General features: G+C 59.4%; 13 protein-coding genes. 7 read left to right on the top strand and 6 right to left on the bottom strand.

Translation table 11 applies throughout. The features are described from left to right. The first annotated feature begins 512 nt into the window (after window positions 1-512). The gene (locus OXE05_01330; protein ID MCY4435958.1) at window positions 513-1,475 is read left to right on the top strand and encodes a TIGR01777 family oxidoreductase; all 963 of its coding nucleotides are present in this window, start codon (window positions 513-515) and stop codon (window positions 1,473-1,475) included. Window positions 1,476-1,729: 254 nt separating this feature from the next. Here OXE05_01330 and OXE05_01325 read toward each other — a convergent pair whose 3' ends face one another. Both OXE05_01325 and accD read right to left on the bottom strand, forming a co-directional pair. After that, window positions 1,730-2,680 (bottom strand): acetyl-CoA carboxylase carboxyltransferase subunit alpha, encoded by a 951-nt coding sequence (locus OXE05_01325; GenBank protein ID MCY4435957.1) that lies wholly within the window; start codon window positions 2,678-2,680, stop codon window positions 1,730-1,732. A 2-nt stretch (window positions 2,681-2,682) separates the two neighbouring features. Then, window positions 2,683-3,609, bottom strand: coding sequence for an acetyl-CoA carboxylase, carboxyltransferase subunit beta (gene accD / locus OXE05_01320; GenBank protein ID MCY4435956.1), 927 nt, complete (start codon window positions 3,607-3,609; stop codon window positions 2,683-2,685). 252 nt (window positions 3,610-3,861) lie between these two features. On the opposite strand from accD, the gene OXE05_01315 reads away from it, so the two are divergent. Both OXE05_01315 and OXE05_01310 read left to right on the top strand, forming a co-directional pair. Further along, window positions 3,862-5,253 carry an extracellular solute-binding protein gene (locus tag OXE05_01315; GenBank protein MCY4435955.1) on the top strand — a complete coding sequence of 464 codons (1,392 nt, stop codon included), beginning with the start codon at window positions 3,862-3,864 and terminating at the stop codon, window positions 5,251-5,253. Window positions 5,254-5,470: 217 nt separating this feature from the next. Beyond that, window positions 5,471-6,193, top strand: coding sequence for a phytanoyl-CoA dioxygenase family protein (locus OXE05_01310; GenBank protein MCY4435954.1), 723 nt, complete (start codon window positions 5,471-5,473; stop codon window positions 6,191-6,193). 235 nt (window positions 6,194-6,428) lie between these two features. Here OXE05_01310 and OXE05_01305 read toward each other — a convergent pair whose 3' ends face one another. Continuing rightward, on the bottom strand, window positions 6,429-8,462 hold the full coding sequence (locus OXE05_01305; GenBank protein ID MCY4435953.1) for a thioredoxin domain-containing protein: 2,034 nt from the start codon (window positions 8,460-8,462) through the stop codon (window positions 6,429-6,431). A gap of 235 nt (window positions 8,463-8,697) precedes the next feature. Here OXE05_01305 and OXE05_01300 point away from each other — a divergent pair, with 235 nt between their 5' ends. Both OXE05_01300 and OXE05_01295 read left to right on the top strand, forming a co-directional pair. Next, window positions 8,698-10,029 carry a nodulation protein NfeD gene (locus tag OXE05_01300; GenBank protein ID MCY4435952.1) on the top strand — a complete coding sequence of 444 codons (1,332 nt, stop codon included), beginning with the start codon at window positions 8,698-8,700 and terminating at the stop codon, window positions 10,027-10,029. Window positions 10,030-10,124: 95 nt separating this feature from the next. After that, window positions 10,125-11,054 carry an SPFH/Band 7/PHB domain protein gene (locus OXE05_01295; GenBank protein MCY4435951.1) on the top strand — a complete coding sequence of 310 codons (930 nt, stop codon included), beginning with the start codon at window positions 10,125-10,127 and terminating at the stop codon, window positions 11,052-11,054. A gap of 122 nt (window positions 11,055-11,176) precedes the next feature. On the opposite strand, the gene OXE05_01290 is transcribed toward OXE05_01295, so the two are convergent. Continuing rightward, on the bottom strand, window positions 11,177-12,370 hold the full coding sequence (locus OXE05_01290; protein MCY4435950.1) for a M20/M25/M40 family metallo-hydrolase: 1,194 nt from the start codon (window positions 12,368-12,370) through the stop codon (window positions 11,177-11,179). Window positions 12,371-12,539: 169 nt separating this feature from the next. On the opposite strand from OXE05_01290, the gene nagB reads away from it, so the two are divergent. Next, entirely contained in the window at window positions 12,540-13,289 is a 750-nt protein-coding gene (nagB, locus tag OXE05_01285; GenBank protein MCY4435949.1) for a glucosamine-6-phosphate deaminase, read from the top strand. A 121-nt stretch (window positions 13,290-13,410) separates the two neighbouring features. On the opposite strand, the gene rsmG is transcribed toward nagB, so the two are convergent. Then, window positions 13,411-14,199: a 16S rRNA (guanine(527)-N(7))-methyltransferase RsmG gene (rsmG, locus tag OXE05_01280; GenBank protein ID MCY4435948.1), complete on the bottom strand. Its 789-nt coding sequence runs from the start codon at window positions 14,197-14,199 to the stop codon at window positions 13,411-13,413. Between rsmG and OXE05_01275 the strand changes: the two genes are divergently transcribed. Continuing rightward, window positions 14,181-14,681, top strand: coding sequence for an HIT domain-containing protein (locus tag OXE05_01275; GenBank protein MCY4435947.1), 501 nt, complete (start codon window positions 14,181-14,183; stop codon window positions 14,679-14,681). The two genes, rsmG and OXE05_01275, sit on opposite strands and share 19 nt — an antisense overlap. Before the next feature lie 50 nt (window positions 14,682-14,731). Here the strand turns inward: OXE05_01275 and OXE05_01270 are convergent, their stop codons facing one another. Further along, window positions 14,732-15,166 (bottom strand): hypothetical protein, encoded by a 435-nt coding sequence (locus OXE05_01270; protein ID MCY4435946.1) that lies wholly within the window; start codon window positions 15,164-15,166, stop codon window positions 14,732-14,734. Window positions 15,167-15,339: the final 173 nt, after the last annotated feature.

The following is a 15,339-nucleotide window of genomic DNA, read 5'->3' as shown; positions in this document are numbered from 1 at the left end:
GTTTGAGAGACAGTGATGTAATTGGTTGGCGTGGGTGGCGTGTGTGTGGTTGTGCACGGTGGGGGCGCGTGGGGGGGGGGGGGGGGGGGGGGGGCACAATTCTAACAAGGTGAGCGCGCTGCAAAAGGCTTAGGCAGCGATCTTGGGCTTGGTGTGGGTTCGCACCTAGACTGGCCGCTGGACAGGAAGAGATGGGCGCTTCTTGGGACGGTTGCTCTCCGGAGCAATGCCCTATAGCTATGTCCAAAGTGGAAGTTTGCGAACGGTCAAATACAATTCCCCATGGCGTGGAAGAGGCTTGGGTATGGCGGGAAAGACAGTTCCGCGTCGGTCCGCTTTGCATTCCTTTTGCGCTGGAATAAGAAGACTACGATTCTCCCCAAGAGTTCGGCAACCGGATGACCGTGGAGTCGCAGTCTGAGATGACTGGCCGGACCGAAGATTTACCGAGCAGGACGGTGGCTCTCGTTGGTCGCGCGACATCGCAACGAAAAGTAGAATAGGCCTTTGATATGACACCAGAACGGTCACGGCGGGATCTCGCCCGGCTTTCCCACGGTCCGGGTAGTCCGCAGCGAGTACTGGTTTCGGGCGCGTCCGGTTTGATTGGCGCCACGCTCGTCCCGTTTCTTGAAAGTGGGGGCCATGAGGTGTGCAGGCTGGTACGTAGGTCGGCCGCGGCGCCGGCTGAGATTTTCTGGGACCCCGCCGCAGGGAAGATTGATGCGTCGGCTCTGGAGGGCTTTGACGCAGTAATCCACCTGGCGGGTGAGAATATTGGTGCTGGGCGCTGGACCGCGGCGCGGCGCGGCAGGATCTGGCAGAGTCGCGTTCAGGCCACGGAAATATTGTGCGGCGCTTTGGCCGGACTGTCGCAGCCTCCGGCGGTCTTGGTGGCGGCATCAGCAGTTGGCTACTACGGCGACACGGCGGATCAGGTTGACGAGTCTGCGCCGGTGGGAAAGGGATTCTTGGCGGAGCTGACTGAAGCATGGGAGCATGCCGCCGCTCCGGCGAGGGATGTGGGCATCCGTGTGGCACATGCACGCTTGGGTGCGGTTCTCAGCCCACAGGGCGGACTGCTTAAGCGATTGTTGCCGCTGTTTCGCATGGGGGCAGGCGGGGTAGTTGGTAGCGGTAATCAGCCGATGAGTTGGATCGGAATGGATGACGCGATAGGCGCGCTCTACTTCCTGATGTGTTCCGAGGAGGCGCTAGGACCCATCAACGTGGTGGCCCCCAAGCCGGCCACCAACCGGGAGCTTACCCACACCCTGGCGGCTGTGCTGCGGCGACCTGCATTCGCGCGGGTGCCGAGTTTTGCGATCAGTGCCTTGTACGGAGAGATGGGGGAGCAACTCATTCTCAAAGGGCAGGCGGCGGTTCCCGCCCGTCTCGATGCGTTAGGATTCCGCTGGGAGGAGCCTGCCCTGGAAGGTGCGCTGCGTTGGGAACTGGGTAAGCCGCCCAATTAGCCTTGCGGCGTTGGTTGGATCAGACATGGCGGGATGGCATCGGTTCGACCGGAGAATCTAAGCTGTAGGTAAGCTGTCGCACCCGCAGTAGCCGGCCCCAGAGTCCGTTAGAGGGAGACCCCCAGAACTGTCACGGCGAATCGCCGCAGCCGGGCTAGCAGTCGGCGGGGGAGATTCGGCGTGTAGAGCAGGTTTTCGCGCAGGGTAATTCCGGCTCGAGAGCCGGGCGTCCGGCGAGAGTGCGGTTGGCCCTGCTACGGAATCACAACGCCGAGCGAGCGATAGAACTCGTAGCGCCGGTCTATGAGACTGGGGAGCGGGAGCTCCTGAAGCGCGGTTAGCTCTTCTACCAGGGCGGACTTAAGCGTTTGTGCTGCATCGCGCGGGTCCACGTGGGCGCCGCCGACCGGTTCCGGTACGATGCGGTGGATAATGCCGAGTTTTGCCAAGTCCTTGGCAAATGGCTTCAGGGAGCCAGCCGCTTCCGGCGCAAACTTGGAATCCTTCCAGACAATGGAAGCTGCCCCTTCCGGTGAGGCGACCGAATACATGCTGAATTCCAGCATGAGCACGCGGTCACCGATGCCGAGCGCCAAGGCCCCGCCGCTGCCGCCCTCTCCAATGACGGTAACGATGATTGGCGTCCGCAATTGGCTCATCGTCAGCAGGTTTTCGGCAATGGCCCACGCTTGGCCGCGCTCCTCATCAGCCAGAAACGGACTGGCGCCGGGAATATCGAGAAACGTGAAGAGCGGCAGCCGAAACTTCTCCGCCTGCAGCATGAGTCGCCGCGCCTTGCGGAAGCCTTCCGGGTGCGCCATGCCAAAGTTTCGTTGCTGGTTGTCTTTGGCGTCCTTGCCCTTTTGATGTCCTACTACCATAACCGGCGTGTCGCCAAGGCGGGCAGGACCGCCGACTATCGCCAGATCGTCACCGTAGTGGCGATCACCGTGGAGTTCCACAAAGTCGGAAAACGCGTAGCGGATGAAATCCAGTGACCGCGGTCGCTGCGAATGGCGGGCAAGCTGCACCCGGTCCCACGGCGAGAGATTCGCGAAGACATCAACGGTCTGACGCTCTAGCTCGGTGCGGAGCTCCTTTACCTCTTGCGCCGCGTCGGCCGGAGCACCGTTCTTGAGATCGGCTTCCATTGAGTCGATGCGTTCGCGCAGGTCCACAAGTGCTTGTTCGAATTCGTATGCCATGGCTAGGAAACAGTCTCCGCTTGAGTGCTGCCGTTTGTCGGCGGCACAACGTCGGTGCGGGGGTCCAATGTCTGGTGGGAGTATAGGCCTATCAAGCGGGCGAGCGTACGCCGCAGGTCTGCCCGCGGCACAATACAGTCCACCATGCCGCGCTCGAGCATGAATTCTGCCGAGTGTGTCCCTGCCGGCAACTTGGCGTGCGTAATCTGTTCAATGAGGCGCGGACCGGTAAAGCCAATTGTGGCCTGCGGCTCGGCGACAATCACGTCGGCAAGCGTCGCAAAACTGGCGGTGACACCCGCAAGCGTGGGATCGGTAAGGATCGAGACGTAGAGTACGCGCGCCTCGTGCAGCCGTGTCAAGGCGGCGGAGGTCTTTGCCATCTGCATGAGGGAAAACATGCCTTCTTCCATGCGTGCGCCGGCGGATGCCGATACGATGATCAACGGCGTGCGCGTCACCGTGGCGAGCTCGATTGCCCGGGTAATCTTCTCGCCGACCACCGAGCCCATTGTCGCCATGAAGAAATTTGTGTCAATGACGGCCAGCACCACGTCTTCGCCTCGTACCGTGCCGGTACCGTAGACTACTGATTCCGGAATGCCGGCTTTGTCCGCTTCATCTGCAAGCTTTTGTTCGTAGCTGCGGTCTGGCCGCTCGAAGCCCAGAATGTCACGCGAGCGCATTTCATTGTCGCGTTCGGCAAAAGAGCCCTCGTCGAGAAGGTAGGCGACACGCTTGCGAGCACTCAGGCGGGCATGGTGATCGCACTTTGGACAGACATGAGCACTTTGCTCGAATTCTGCCGCATAGATCATCTCGCCGCAGCCAGCGCACTTTTCCCAAAGTTCATCAGGTAGCTCAGGCTGCTGTTGCCGTCCCGGCAAAAAGCCAAACCGCCGCTCTTGATTGCTGAATAGTTTCCGCATAAGCCCTGGCTGGTCCATGAGTGTTCGGGGGATATCAGAGACATTATACCAATGGTACGTTTGTGGGTACATACCTAGGCATCTCACCAGCTCGTAGCACACGTGCGTGCACGGTAGCCGGCAATCAACTATGACATGGAAAGCGCGTTGAGATCTTGATGCAGTGTATGCGCAAGGTTATTGACTACATCCTCACTAGAGTGGTACTGTTGTGTCGGTGAAAAAGTAGACCCTTAAGCAAGGAGGGGCACAGTGAAAGCAGCGCACATTTCGCGACGCGGTTTCCTGGCGGCAACAGGAATTGGCGCCACTACGCTCTTGGCTGCAGCCTGCGGTGTGCAGCCATCGGCAGCTCCGGCGGCCGATGATGCCGAGCCGGAAGCCAAAGCGCCTGAAGCCATGACGGAGCCTGGCGCAGTTGAAGGCGTGGTGACGGTCTGGAGTCCCACCAAGTACGACTTTGGCACCGACACGGGTGGCGAAATTTCCAATGCGTTCCGCGAGGCATACGACAACAAAGTCCGCGTTGTGGGTTCCACGCCGGCCAGTCTGTGGAACACCATTGCGACCGCGGCTGCGGCAGGCTCTTCGCCGGACGTTGCCTCAGGTGGCGACTGGTTCTCGCCGGAGTGGGGTCTCACCGGTGTGGCAACCGACCTCTTGCCGCGCGTCAAGGCGTCCAGCGTTGACATGAGCGCGTTCTGGGGATCTCTTTTCCAAGAGAATTACTGGGACGGCAAGCTCTACGGCTTCTCCTATTCACCCGACCTGCGTGTCATGTACATGCGGACGGAGAGCTACCTGGAAGCGGGGCTCGATCCGGAGAATCCGCCCCAATACTGGGACGAGATGGAAGAGGTAGTTACCAAGACGTCCAAGGTGGATGCGGGCGGCAAGCTCACCGTTTCTGGCTATGCGCCGTTCTGGGGCAGCGGCGGCCACAACGAGTGGATTGTTCCCCTGACCCAACTCGGTGGCTCGCGCTTTAGCGAGGACCGCTGGACGGTCACGATCAATAGCCCTGAGGCCGTGGAGGCGCTCACGTGGCTGAAGAAGATTTTCGATCTCCAGGGCGGCTGGGATAATGTCCAGCAGCTTAGAGGCCAGGGCATTCGGTCCAACGTCCACTTCAATGACGGCCGGATCGCCAATTACTGGGCGACGTATGCTGAGCGCGGCGAGTGGCTGCGCGTGAATGCGCCGGACCTCACGTTCCACTTCATGCCGTATCCGCGTCCGCGTGAGACTGATAAGCACGCGACCTGGGGTGGCACGCACACCTGGCACATTGGCAATAGTGCTGCCAACCCGGACGGCGGCTGGGCGTTCATTGAGTTCGGGGCCCGACCCGAGTGGAACCTCCTATTCGCCAAACGCTACGACCGAATTCCTATTCGCATTGACGTAACCCACTCGGAGGAATTCCACGAGAATGACCCATTCCTGCTGTTGCAGAATGAGATGATTCCGCACCGCGTGGGCAACGTGGGTATACCCGGAGCCGAAGCCTTGCGCCGCCGCTGGCGGATCCCGTTGGTCGACGACGTGACCTCGGGCAAGGTGACGCCGCAGGAAGGCTTGGCGTCAGCCGAGCACGACATGCAGGCCATACTCGACGAGTGGAAGGCCCGCATCGACGGGTAAATTACAGTCGAGCCAAGCTTGTTCAGCGCGAATTACCACCCGCCCTGCCATTCCGCAGGGCGGGTGGTTTCATTTCAATCGAATGGGTTGAGGTGTGCACGCATCGTACGCGGCTTGGCGGTACAGGTGCGCGTTAGTGGAATGAAGCGTATCATTGTGCCTGTGTAACATAGATAATACTGCTAACGTCGAGTCAAGTACCTAGAGGAGTGCAAGCATGGCGCTTTCTGACGATCAAGTTAAGCTCTTCCGCCACAATGGCTTCCTGCGTCTGCCGGGTCGCATGTCCGACGCGACAGTGGCACGCCTCAAGGAAGCCATCCAAAAGGATGTAGGGAATGAGGTTGAGCCTTACGTCCGCGATAAGAATGGAGACGTGATCCGGCTCTCACAGGTTCTCGATCGTGACCCGATCTTTCGAGAAGTCGCGACCAGCCCGCTTGTGCTCGACTCCTTGGAGTCGCTCTTGGGTCCAAACATCGAGATCATTACAAACCGGCATAACCATGCCACGCTCAATCCCCCGTCACGCGGTCGCACGGAGCTGCACCGCGACGTGCTCCAGTGGACGCGCGATATCGTAACGGTGTTGTTCTACGTGGAAGAAGCCACCGTCGACAACGGCTGCACCCACGTTGTGCCCGGGACCCACCTCTTCAATTGGATTCAGAATATCGGCACGAAATCGAGCGTCGAAGACGTCATAACTGACGAGATCATTAGACAGGAAGTTCCGGTGCCGAGCCCGGCCGGCGGCCTGGCCGTTATCGACAGCCAGATTTTTCACCGCGTTGGCACGAATGTGACCGCCGGCACGCGTACGAGCATGACGATGGGGTACGTCAGTGTGGATGAACTCGCCGGGGTGCAGGATCCCTATAGGCTTCTCGTGCGCGGTGAGTCTGCCTACGGAGGGAACGTCGCGCGCAGTATGATGTAGGGCCCATGGCAATTGCGCTGCTTCGCCGAAGAAGAATTGCTGACTGTGAGACAAAGATGGGCACCCTCTTTTGCGAAAATGACGGGCGAGGATATTTTCCCAATTTGAGGCATCTGGATTCCAACTTTCGCCGGAATGACGGAACTGAACGGCACGTCACATTCGGTAGGAGCACGGCATGTCGTGCCCCTATATCTATCGTAGGTCCGTGCGTATAGGGGAGCCTGAAGAGGGCCTACGGCGCTGCTACCTGAGAACGTAATTCTGCCGGGTCGCTGGTGGGACGCCTGCACACGAATTGGCGGCAAACATAGGCCGTCGCTTGGCCGTCAAGTTGACTCCGTTCCGCAAGCAATGGAACGGTAGCTGCGGCAGCAGCGTTTTCAGGGCTTCCCAAGGCGAGCACAACCTCCGGCGCGTACTGGTCGTTGATGCTCTGCAGAAGCGCCTGTGTGTCGTGCGCCGCGGGTTCACCGACGATGGCGACTTCTTTCAGCGGCGCGAGAAAACTATCGGCCACGCAGAGCATCTGTCCGAAGGCGCTCGGCGCTTTTGCCAACGCTCCCGCCTGCAAGCGCAGCGTTGTCTCCACCGGTTCAAGGTATGAACTATCGCCGGTGTAGGCGTGGAGCCGCAGCAGAGCTTCACAGGCAAGGGAAGTACCGGAGGGCACCGCGTTATCGAAAAGGTTGCGGGGACGCACGATGAGTTCCTCGTGCCGCGTTGACGTATCGAAAAAGGCGCCGCTGCCGTCATGGAACTCCCGCAAGACGGTATCGCAAAGACTGCGGGCGGCGCTGAACCACTTTGTGCTAAACGTGGCTTCATAGAGAGCGAAGAAGCCGACGGCCACGCTTCCGTAGTCCTCCAAGAACCCGAGACCAGCGGCCTTGCCTGGCGTGTACGTGTGAGCCAAACGGCCATCCTCCACCATGGTTTCCAGGAGGAATTCGCCATTTGCGATCGCCACTGCAAGGTCGGTGGGTCGGCCCAACTGACGGGCGGCTTGGGCAAATGACTGCAGCATCAAGCCGTTCCAGCCGGCAATCACCTTCGTGTCGGTCTCCGGCCATATGCGTTCTCCACGTGCCTTCAGGAGTTTCGGGTTCAGGACGTTGCGAATATGGTCAACCTCTTCTTCTGAGCGTTCGGCTTCCGAACTGGGGCTGAGAAAGAGAATGTTCTTACTCTCGAAATTGCCTTCAGACGTCACGCCGTAGTAGCTGCAGAAGAGCCGGGCATCTTCCGCGCCCAGTGCCGCTTCGATCTCATCAGGCGACCAGACGTAGAACTTGCCTTCCTCGCCCTCGCTATCGGCGTCCTGGGCTGAAAAGAACCCACCGGCAGAATCCGTCATCTCACGGCGCACGTAGTCCAGCGTCTCGCAGGCGACGCGTTTGTAAAGGGGATTCTGCGTGCGCATGAACGCATCGAGGTAAAGTCGGCTCAGCAGGGCGTTGTCGTAGAGCATCTTTTCAAAGTGCGGCACCAACCAGCGTTCATCCACCGAGTAGCGGTGAAAGCCGCCGCCAATTTGGTCGTAGATCCCGCCGTACGCCATGCTATCCAGCGTCTTTGTGATGGCGTTGAGCAGGCTGAGGTCCTGTGTGCGGTGATACCGGCGTAGGAGAAAGTCCAGCGACATGGCCTGGGGAAACTTTGGCGCCGCGCCAAAGCCGCCGTGGATGGGATCGAAGTTGGCCTGGATTGACTCGCCGGCTTCTCTTATCGTTGTAAGGGTCAGCACGGACGGTGAGAGGTCGAAGGCCGTGTGCTCGGCAATGAAGTCCCGCAGCTTCTCCGATTGTTCTTCAACCTGCTGGCGGCGCTGCTGCCACGCATCGATGACGGCTTCCATCACCTGCCGAAAGGACGGCATGTTCATACGGGCCGCGGGCGGAAAGTAGGTGCCGCCGAAGAAGGGCTTGCCATCCGGGGTGAGGAATACAGTAAGGGGCCAGCCGCCCTGTCCGGTGAGGCCTTGCACGGCCTTCATGTAAATGTCATCCAGGTCGGGGCGTTCTTCTCGGTCTACTTTGATATTGATAAAGTGCTCGTTCATGAAACCGGCGGTCTGAGTGTCCTCAAAGGACTCGTGTGCCATGACGTGGCACCAGTGGCACGACGAATAGCCGATGGAAAGAAGAATCGGACGCTCCAATTCCTTGGCGGCCGTGAGCGCTTCCTCTCCCCACGCGTACCAATGCACCGGGTTGTCGGCGTGCTGCAATAGATAGGGACTTGTCTCTTCCGCCAAACGGTTAGTCATATCTAATCTTTCTGATCAAAGCAGTAGAAGGCATGTGGTTTAAGGACTGGTCGTTTGCAACAGGCGGAGCCCAGACATTGGAATCCCTGCCGGCAGTCCAATCTCCCTTCCATCGTGACAGATAGGTAGTGAGGCAGCAAGAGCGGGCAAGCTTGCTGCCACAGGTGGAGCGAAAAGGGGTTCGTTAGCCATTGGGCGGGAGTATAATGAAGTTAAAGGTTGGGGAGGAGTGGCGATGCGTAGAGTACTGCTGGGCATCATCGTGCTAGTTGCGGGCCTCCTATCGGTTGAAGGGGCCCTTGCCCAAGAGCGCGTGGGCACGGTGGACACCGTGAGGATTTCCGGCGCCATCGACCCTGCCTCTGAGCAGCTCTTCGCCCGCGCGGTCGATCGCGCCGTTGCCGACCAGGCGGAAGTGCTCATCGTCCTCCTCGATACCCCCGGTGGTCTGGATTCCTCAATGCGGGCGATGGTGCAGGACATGCTCATGTCGCCTGTGCTGGTGGTCGTATTCGTCTATCCGCAGGGAGGCCGGGCTGCGAGTGCCGGCGTATTCTTGGCGATGGCGGCGCACGTGGCCGTAATGGCTCCGGGCACTGACATTGGCGCTGCCCACCCGGTCTCCGCTGGCGGCGGGCAGATCATGGGCGACATGAATGACAAGGTGACGAACGAGGCAGTGGCATATATCCGCAGTCTGGCAGAATTGCGGGAGCGGAACGCCGAGTGGGCAGAGCAGGCGGTTCGCTCCAGTCAGACGATGACTGCAGAGGAAGCGGTGAAGTCGGATGTCGTAGACCTGATTGCGCAAGATTTGCCCGACCTTATCGCAAAGCTTGACGGCCGCCAGGTGCAAACGCCCTCGTGGACGCGCACGCTGGTCGTAGCAGGCGCGCCATTGCGGGAGATGGAACACAATTTTGCGGAGCAAGTGCTCAAGTTCATTTTCAACCCCAATACCGCTTACTTGCTCTTCTTAATTGGACTGTACGCTGTAATTGCGGAGCTTTATAGCCCGGGGGCGATAGTTCCGGCAGTCGTAGGAGCAATTGCCATCGTTCTGGCATTAGTGGCGTTTGGCACCCTGCCCATCTACTGGGGCGGCGTGGCGCTCCTGTTGGTTGCCGCTGCATTGATTGCATTCGAGGCCCAGAATCCCGGCCTGGGTGTGCTTGGATTCGGCGGTGTAGTCACACTCGTGCTTGGGACGCTCCTGCTTTATCAACCGCTTACCTCGCCGTTTAGCGGTCCGTTCTTTGTGTCGCCATGGGTACTTGGCTTCATGGTAGCGCTCACCGTGGCCTTTCTCCTTCTGCTGCTGAGAATTGCCGCACAGTCACAGAATGAACCCCAGCAATTCCGCGGCCAGCGGCGCATAGTCGGGCAGGAAGGACTGGCGTTGACGGCGTTGGACCCGGAGGGTGTTGTGCGGGTTGCCGGTGAGGAGTGGTCGGCGAGAACGATGGGCACGTCCGTCCAGGAGGGGGATCAGATTTGGGTTTACGACGTAGACGGATTGGCACTGGTTGTAGGGCCGGCGCCGGAGATTCCAGCGATTTCGACGTAGCCGGGGGCAGGCCGGTTTGGACAAAGGAGGTGCAGCCGCGCGGCAGGCTGGGCATCAGCGGGATGTAGTGTGCGCAAAAGAGAAGGTAACGTGTAATGGATGGTCAACTCATAGTTCTGATTGTAGTCCTGGTAGTTCTCTTACTTTGGCTATTATATTCTGCCATCAAGATTGTGGCGGAATATGAGCGGCTGGTGGTCTTTCGGCTGGGACGCGTGATGTCCGAACCGCGAGGGCCGGGGATCGTCTGGCTCTGGCCGATCATCGACCGGCCGGTCCGCGTCGACCTGCGCGAGCAGTTTCTCGAGATTCCGCAACAGAGCTGCATTACCTCAGATAACGCCCCAATTCTCATCGACTTTCTCATCTATTGGAAGGTTACGGAACCCACCGATAGTGTCGTGCAGGTAGCGAACTTTGCGGGAGCCTCGCAAGGTATTGCCACTACTACCCTACGCGCCGTGATTGGCGATATTTCCCTGGACGACGTGCTCGCGAAGCGTGAGCAGATTAACAACATCCTCCGTGCGAAGCTCGATGAAGTGACCGCGCGTTGGGGCGTGAAGGTTACGACGGTGGAGATTCGCGAAATCCTGCCGCCGCGCGACGTGCAGGACGCTATGAACCGCCAGATGTCCGCCGAACGCAACCGGCGCGCCATGGTCACGGAGGCCGGCGGTCAGAAGCAGTCGGCGATCCTGGTGGCAGAAGGCGCCAAGCAGTCTGAAATCCTAAAGGCGGAAGGCGATCGGCAGGCCACAATCCTGCGTGCAGAGGCGGAGAAACAGGCACAATCGCTGCGCGCTGAGGGCTACGCAACCGCAATCAACCATGTCTTCCAAATCGCGCAAACGGTGGATTCCAACACAATGCTCATACAGTACCTGCAAACGCTGCAGAACATGGCCGAAAGTCCTTCCACCAAGTGGATCTTCCCCATGGAGCTGGCGACGTTGGCGGGAGGTCTGAGCGGAATTGTTGACTCCGCTCCCAACCAACCGCGCACCAATGGAAGCGAGTCATAGTCCGCAACGTACGTGGGGAAGAAGCGGCTTCCAGATGACGGCAGAATACCCGCATGTTCAGAGCGGCTGGGCTACCTAATCGCCTCCAGAGTAACTCTGGAGGCGATTAGGTTTGGATTGGCCTAATCAGAATATTGACCTGTGACAACTCGGGCCGCGGCAAGGGCGTAGACTTTTGTGGCGGCTACCATTTCCGCGATGCTGATGCGTTCGTCCGGCACCATGCGCCAATTGCTGGGGCCGTAGACTACGGTTGGGATTCCGTGACGCACGATGTCGGAGGAGTCCGTGACGTAGCTGCACACCGGAAGTCCGGTTGAGGTCTCGGGCTCTGCTCCATTTACGTCGCGGTGTGCCTGGGCCGTAAGCGCCACAACCGAGGCGTCGGGTTCAATGCGAAATGGGCGCTGGTACACCAAGGTGCGGAGATCGGCGCGAAACTCCGGATCGTCTTTAGCGACCTCCGCCATCACCTGCCTGAAATCAGCGGTCAAGGACTCGGCGGTCATGCCGGGTACGATGCGTACATCGCCGCGGGCAGTGCAACGGTCGGCAGTGCGTGAAGCTGCGGTTCCTCCGTTGATTTGGCCGACGACGAGGCGGGGCAGTCCTTCCAAGGCTTGGGCGGGATCAAACGTCAGTGCGCTCTCGTCCAAGGCGGCAAGCAGTTTAATCATCTTCTTGGTGGCATCCACGCCACCATCGCGGCGGCTAATGTGCTCGGCGATTCCGTGGGTCGTCAATTCGAACTGCCAGGCGCCGCCGTGAGCGAGCTGGAGGCGCAGTCCGGTCGGTTCGCCGTTGATGCACATTGCGAACGGCCGATCATTCGACTCGAGAAAGAACTTCGTGCCCAAGCCGCACACGTCATGGTGCACCACAGCGGTAACAACTAGGTCCCCCGTCGGGCGCACGTCAGCGCGCGCAACCGCTTCGGCTGCCTTTACCAAGCAGGCGACCGCGCCTTTCATGTCCGTAAGCCCGAACCCGTAGAGATACCCGTCTTCCTCGTACGCGTCGTAGGGGTCACGTGACCAGTCGCCTGCAGGCGCGCCGGTATCGATGTGGCCGTTGAGCAGCAGATTCGGGCCACCGCCGCTGCCCCGCACGATGCCGATGACGTTGGGCCGGCCCGCTACGACATCTTGCATATGCACTTCATCGAAAGCGCCGGACTTGCGCATCTCGGCAGCAAGAAACTCAGCGATTGCGCCTTCGTTGGGAATCTCACTGGGAATTCGCGCGAGGCCGGCGGCAAGTGCCACCAACTCTTCCGAATTAATGTGAGCGAAAAGTTCGTCAGGACGGATATTCATAGTCTTTCACCTTGCCATCACGGGCGAATAGCATTGGCGTTGATTTGCCTGCAAGTATACTGCGGAGCACCATACTTGTCCTAATGGGCAACGCGTTAGCCGCATGTGGGGCTGCCGCTTGTTAGGCACGCAACTGTGTATAATGGGCGCGGACAAGAAAGGGAGGCAAATGGAAGTCGTTACGGTGCCGTCGTACGAAGACCTGAGTCTGCGTGCGGCGGAAACCGTCTGTAAGGCTATTGGCGAGAAACCGGACCTGGTGCTGGGGCTGCCCACGGGCGCAACACCCATAGGAATGTACCGGCAGCTTGTGGCGGCGCATCGACGTGGCAACGTTGGCTTCTCACGAGTGCGAACATTCAATCTCGATGAATACCTTGGCCTGTCGCCGGAACACCCCGCAAGTTACCACACCTACATGCGGGACCATTTCTTGAGTCACATAGACCTGCAGCCGAATCAAGTGCATATTCCCAATGGCGCCGCACCGGAACCGCACGTCGAATGCCATACCTATGAGAATGCCATTGCGGGCGCGGGATACCTCGATCTAGCGGTGCTGGGGATCGGCCTGAACGGGCATGTGGGCTTCAATGAACCGGGGCTCGAGTTGCGCGCGAACGTCCACGTGGCGCGCCTCAGTGTTGAGACCCGCCGTCTGGCGTTCGAATACTGGAGCGAAACTGATCCGCGCCACTTTGCCCGCCTCAGTGAATTCCCCAGCCGTGCCATAACGATGGGCATGGGGACGATTTTCAAGGCCGAGCGCATTCTGCTCTTGGCAAGCGGCGCCACCAAAGCACAGGCAGTCCACCGGGCCATTGCCGGCCCGCTTACGCCGCAGGTTCCTGCCTCTTTCCTCCAACTCCACCGCCACGTCACTGTGCTCGTAGACAGTGCGGCGGCGGAACTTCTGTGAGCAAGACGTGCAGTTGTTGCATGCGCATGCAGCAACAAACTGCCGCCACTATCCAAGCGACCCGCAGTCTCCTGAGCATCCCATGGAGAATCGCGACGGCGCTGCGTGTGACTTGGTAGATCTAGGATTCTGCGAGTGGGCGCCGGGCAGGCAGACCGTCACGGCGCGGATACTGCTGTGGCGTGCCTGCGGTCTTACTTAGGGTCACTGCACAGTGCTGCTGGGGCAATTCAGGCAGATTGAACGGCGTAACGCGCGGCAGGCTTCCGCCAAGTACGTTTATCGCGTGCATTGCCGCTTGAATTTCAGAGTCTAGCGGTAAAGACTTGTAGACTAATAGCGTCCCGCCCAACGCACAGAACGGCAGTGCCAGTTCGGTCACCGTAGCAAGTCCGCCCACACCCCGCACCGTAACCACGTCATACTGCTCACGATGCGCCGCCACGTGACCTTGTTCTTCCGCTCGTCCCCACAGCGCTTCTACGTTCTTGAGGCCCAGCGATCGCACGGCGTGCCCCAGAAAGTCCACCTTTTTGCGTGTCGCTTCGATCAGCGTGACTGAGAGATGTGGAAAGGCAATTGCCAAAGGTATTCCCGGAATACCGCCGCCGGTGCCAACGTCCAAGAGCCGGAGCGCCACAGTGCCACAGGGAGGTGCACGCAGGATTGGCAAGGCAATTGCGGCAGCAATAGACTCCAGTAGAAGCAGCCGCTCTGCCTGCGCGAGATCGCGGATTCCAGTAAGATTTACTTGCCCGCGCTGTCCCAAGAGCAGCACCATGTAGTCATGCAATCGGCGTACCTGGTTGGGATCGAGGGCAACGTCAATCGCCGCGCAGCCGGCGCGGAGCGTGGGCAAGAGATGAGTCGCGTCATCCGTTAAGGACGTTGATGGATATTCTGTGGTCACCGTGGCGTAAGGAATACCTGGAACGAGAGAAGCAGCCAAACGACCGGTGCGTGTTCTGTTTGGCGAGCGAAGGGCTTGACGACAAGGCCAATCTCGTGCTGCACCGCAATGAGGCGTGCTTCATAGTCTTCAATCGCTACCCCTATAATAACGGACACCTCCTCGTGGTGCCGTTCCGGCACGTCGGCGACCTGAACGACCTATCGGCAGAGGAGAGCGCGAACGTCATGCACGTCGTCCGCTACGGCGTGCGGCTCTTGCGGAGCACGTTTCGCCCCCATGCGGTAAATGTCGGCATGAACTTGGGCTCCGCGGCCGGTGCGGGCATCCTCGACCACGTCCACATGCACATCGTGCCGCGCTGGGAGGGCGACACGAGTTTCATGACGGTATTTTCCGGCACGCGGGTAATTCCCGAGACGCTGGAAGAAACCTTCGAGCGTCTCTCAGCGGCGATGGCTGAGATGCCTTTTCGGCCGTAGACCGTCAAACGGAACTGCCTCCGGTCTGCACCTGCACGTGGGAATCGGCGCTAGCGTTTCTTGCGTCGTGGCGCCCGCTTTCGTTTACTCCCACCCTTTTTCTTGTTCCGGTTTTCTGCCGATTCAGCTATCTTGGCGGGCAACACGCGGAAGAGGTACCAAAATGTCCTGACCAAGATGTAGATTTGCACGAACGCAATGAGGACGAGCACGAATCGGAAGGAAAGGATGCCCCATCCTGCCTGACGCAAGAATACTGCCACCAGCCCCAGGCCGTTGATAACCATGCTGGTTAGCAATACTACCCGTACGGCCAGGCGTCGAAGTGGGCTGCTGCCGAAGAGCATTCCGCTAATAAGGTAATAGACGAATGAAATCCCCAGACCGGAGCCAAACCCTATCGTAAGCAGGGGCGCGATTTCGCGATAGAATGATCCCGGCGGCCCGGGGGCCGCGAAGAGGTATTCAAAGAGGTCGGGAGGCACTAGACGGCGACCTTGTCGTAATCAGCGACTTCGTCAAAGACGACGACTTCGTCAAAGACGACGACTTCGTCAAAGACGACGACTTCGTCAAAGACGACGACTTCGTCAAAGACGACGACTTCGTCAAAGACGACGACTTCGTCAAAGACGACGACTTCGTCAAAGACGACGAC

This window comes from Chloroflexota bacterium (assembly GCA_026710945.1).
Classification (GTDB): domain Bacteria; phylum Chloroflexota; class UBA11872; order VXOZ01; family VXOZ01; genus VXOZ01.
This window is presented reverse-complemented; position numbering and strand designations above follow the sequence as displayed.

Coding starts and splice junctions, on each gene's coding strand:
- OXE05_01310 (MCY4435954.1), top strand. CDS start 5,471: ATGGCGCTTTCTGACGATCAAGTTAAGCTCTTCCGCCACAATGGCTTC.
- OXE05_01295 (MCY4435951.1), top strand. CDS start 10,125: ATGGATGGTCAACTCATAGTTCTGATTGTAGTCCTGGTAGTTCTCTTA.
- OXE05_01275 (MCY4435947.1), top strand. CDS start 14,181: ATGGATATTCTGTGGTCACCGTGGCGTAAGGAATACCTGGAACGAGAG.
- OXE05_01330 (MCY4435958.1), top strand. CDS start 513: ATGACACCAGAACGGTCACGGCGGGATCTCGCCCGGCTTTCCCACGGT.
- OXE05_01305 (MCY4435953.1), bottom strand. CDS start 8,462: ATGACTAACCGTTTGGCGGAAGAGACAAGTCCCTATCTATTGCAGCAC.
- OXE05_01300 (MCY4435952.1), top strand. CDS start 8,698: ATGCGTAGAGTACTGCTGGGCATCATCGTGCTAGTTGCGGGCCTCCTA.
- OXE05_01325 (MCY4435957.1), bottom strand. CDS start 2,680: ATGGCATACGAATTCGAACAAGCACTTGTGGACCTGCGCGAACGCATC.
- nagB (MCY4435949.1), top strand. CDS start 12,540: ATGGAAGTCGTTACGGTGCCGTCGTACGAAGACCTGAGTCTGCGTGCG.
- OXE05_01290 (MCY4435950.1), bottom strand. CDS start 12,370: ATGAATATCCGTCCTGACGAACTTTTCGCTCACATTAATTCGGAAGAG.
- accD (MCY4435956.1), bottom strand. CDS start 3,609: ATGCGGAAACTATTCAGCAATCAAGAGCGGCGGTTTGGCTTTTTGCCG.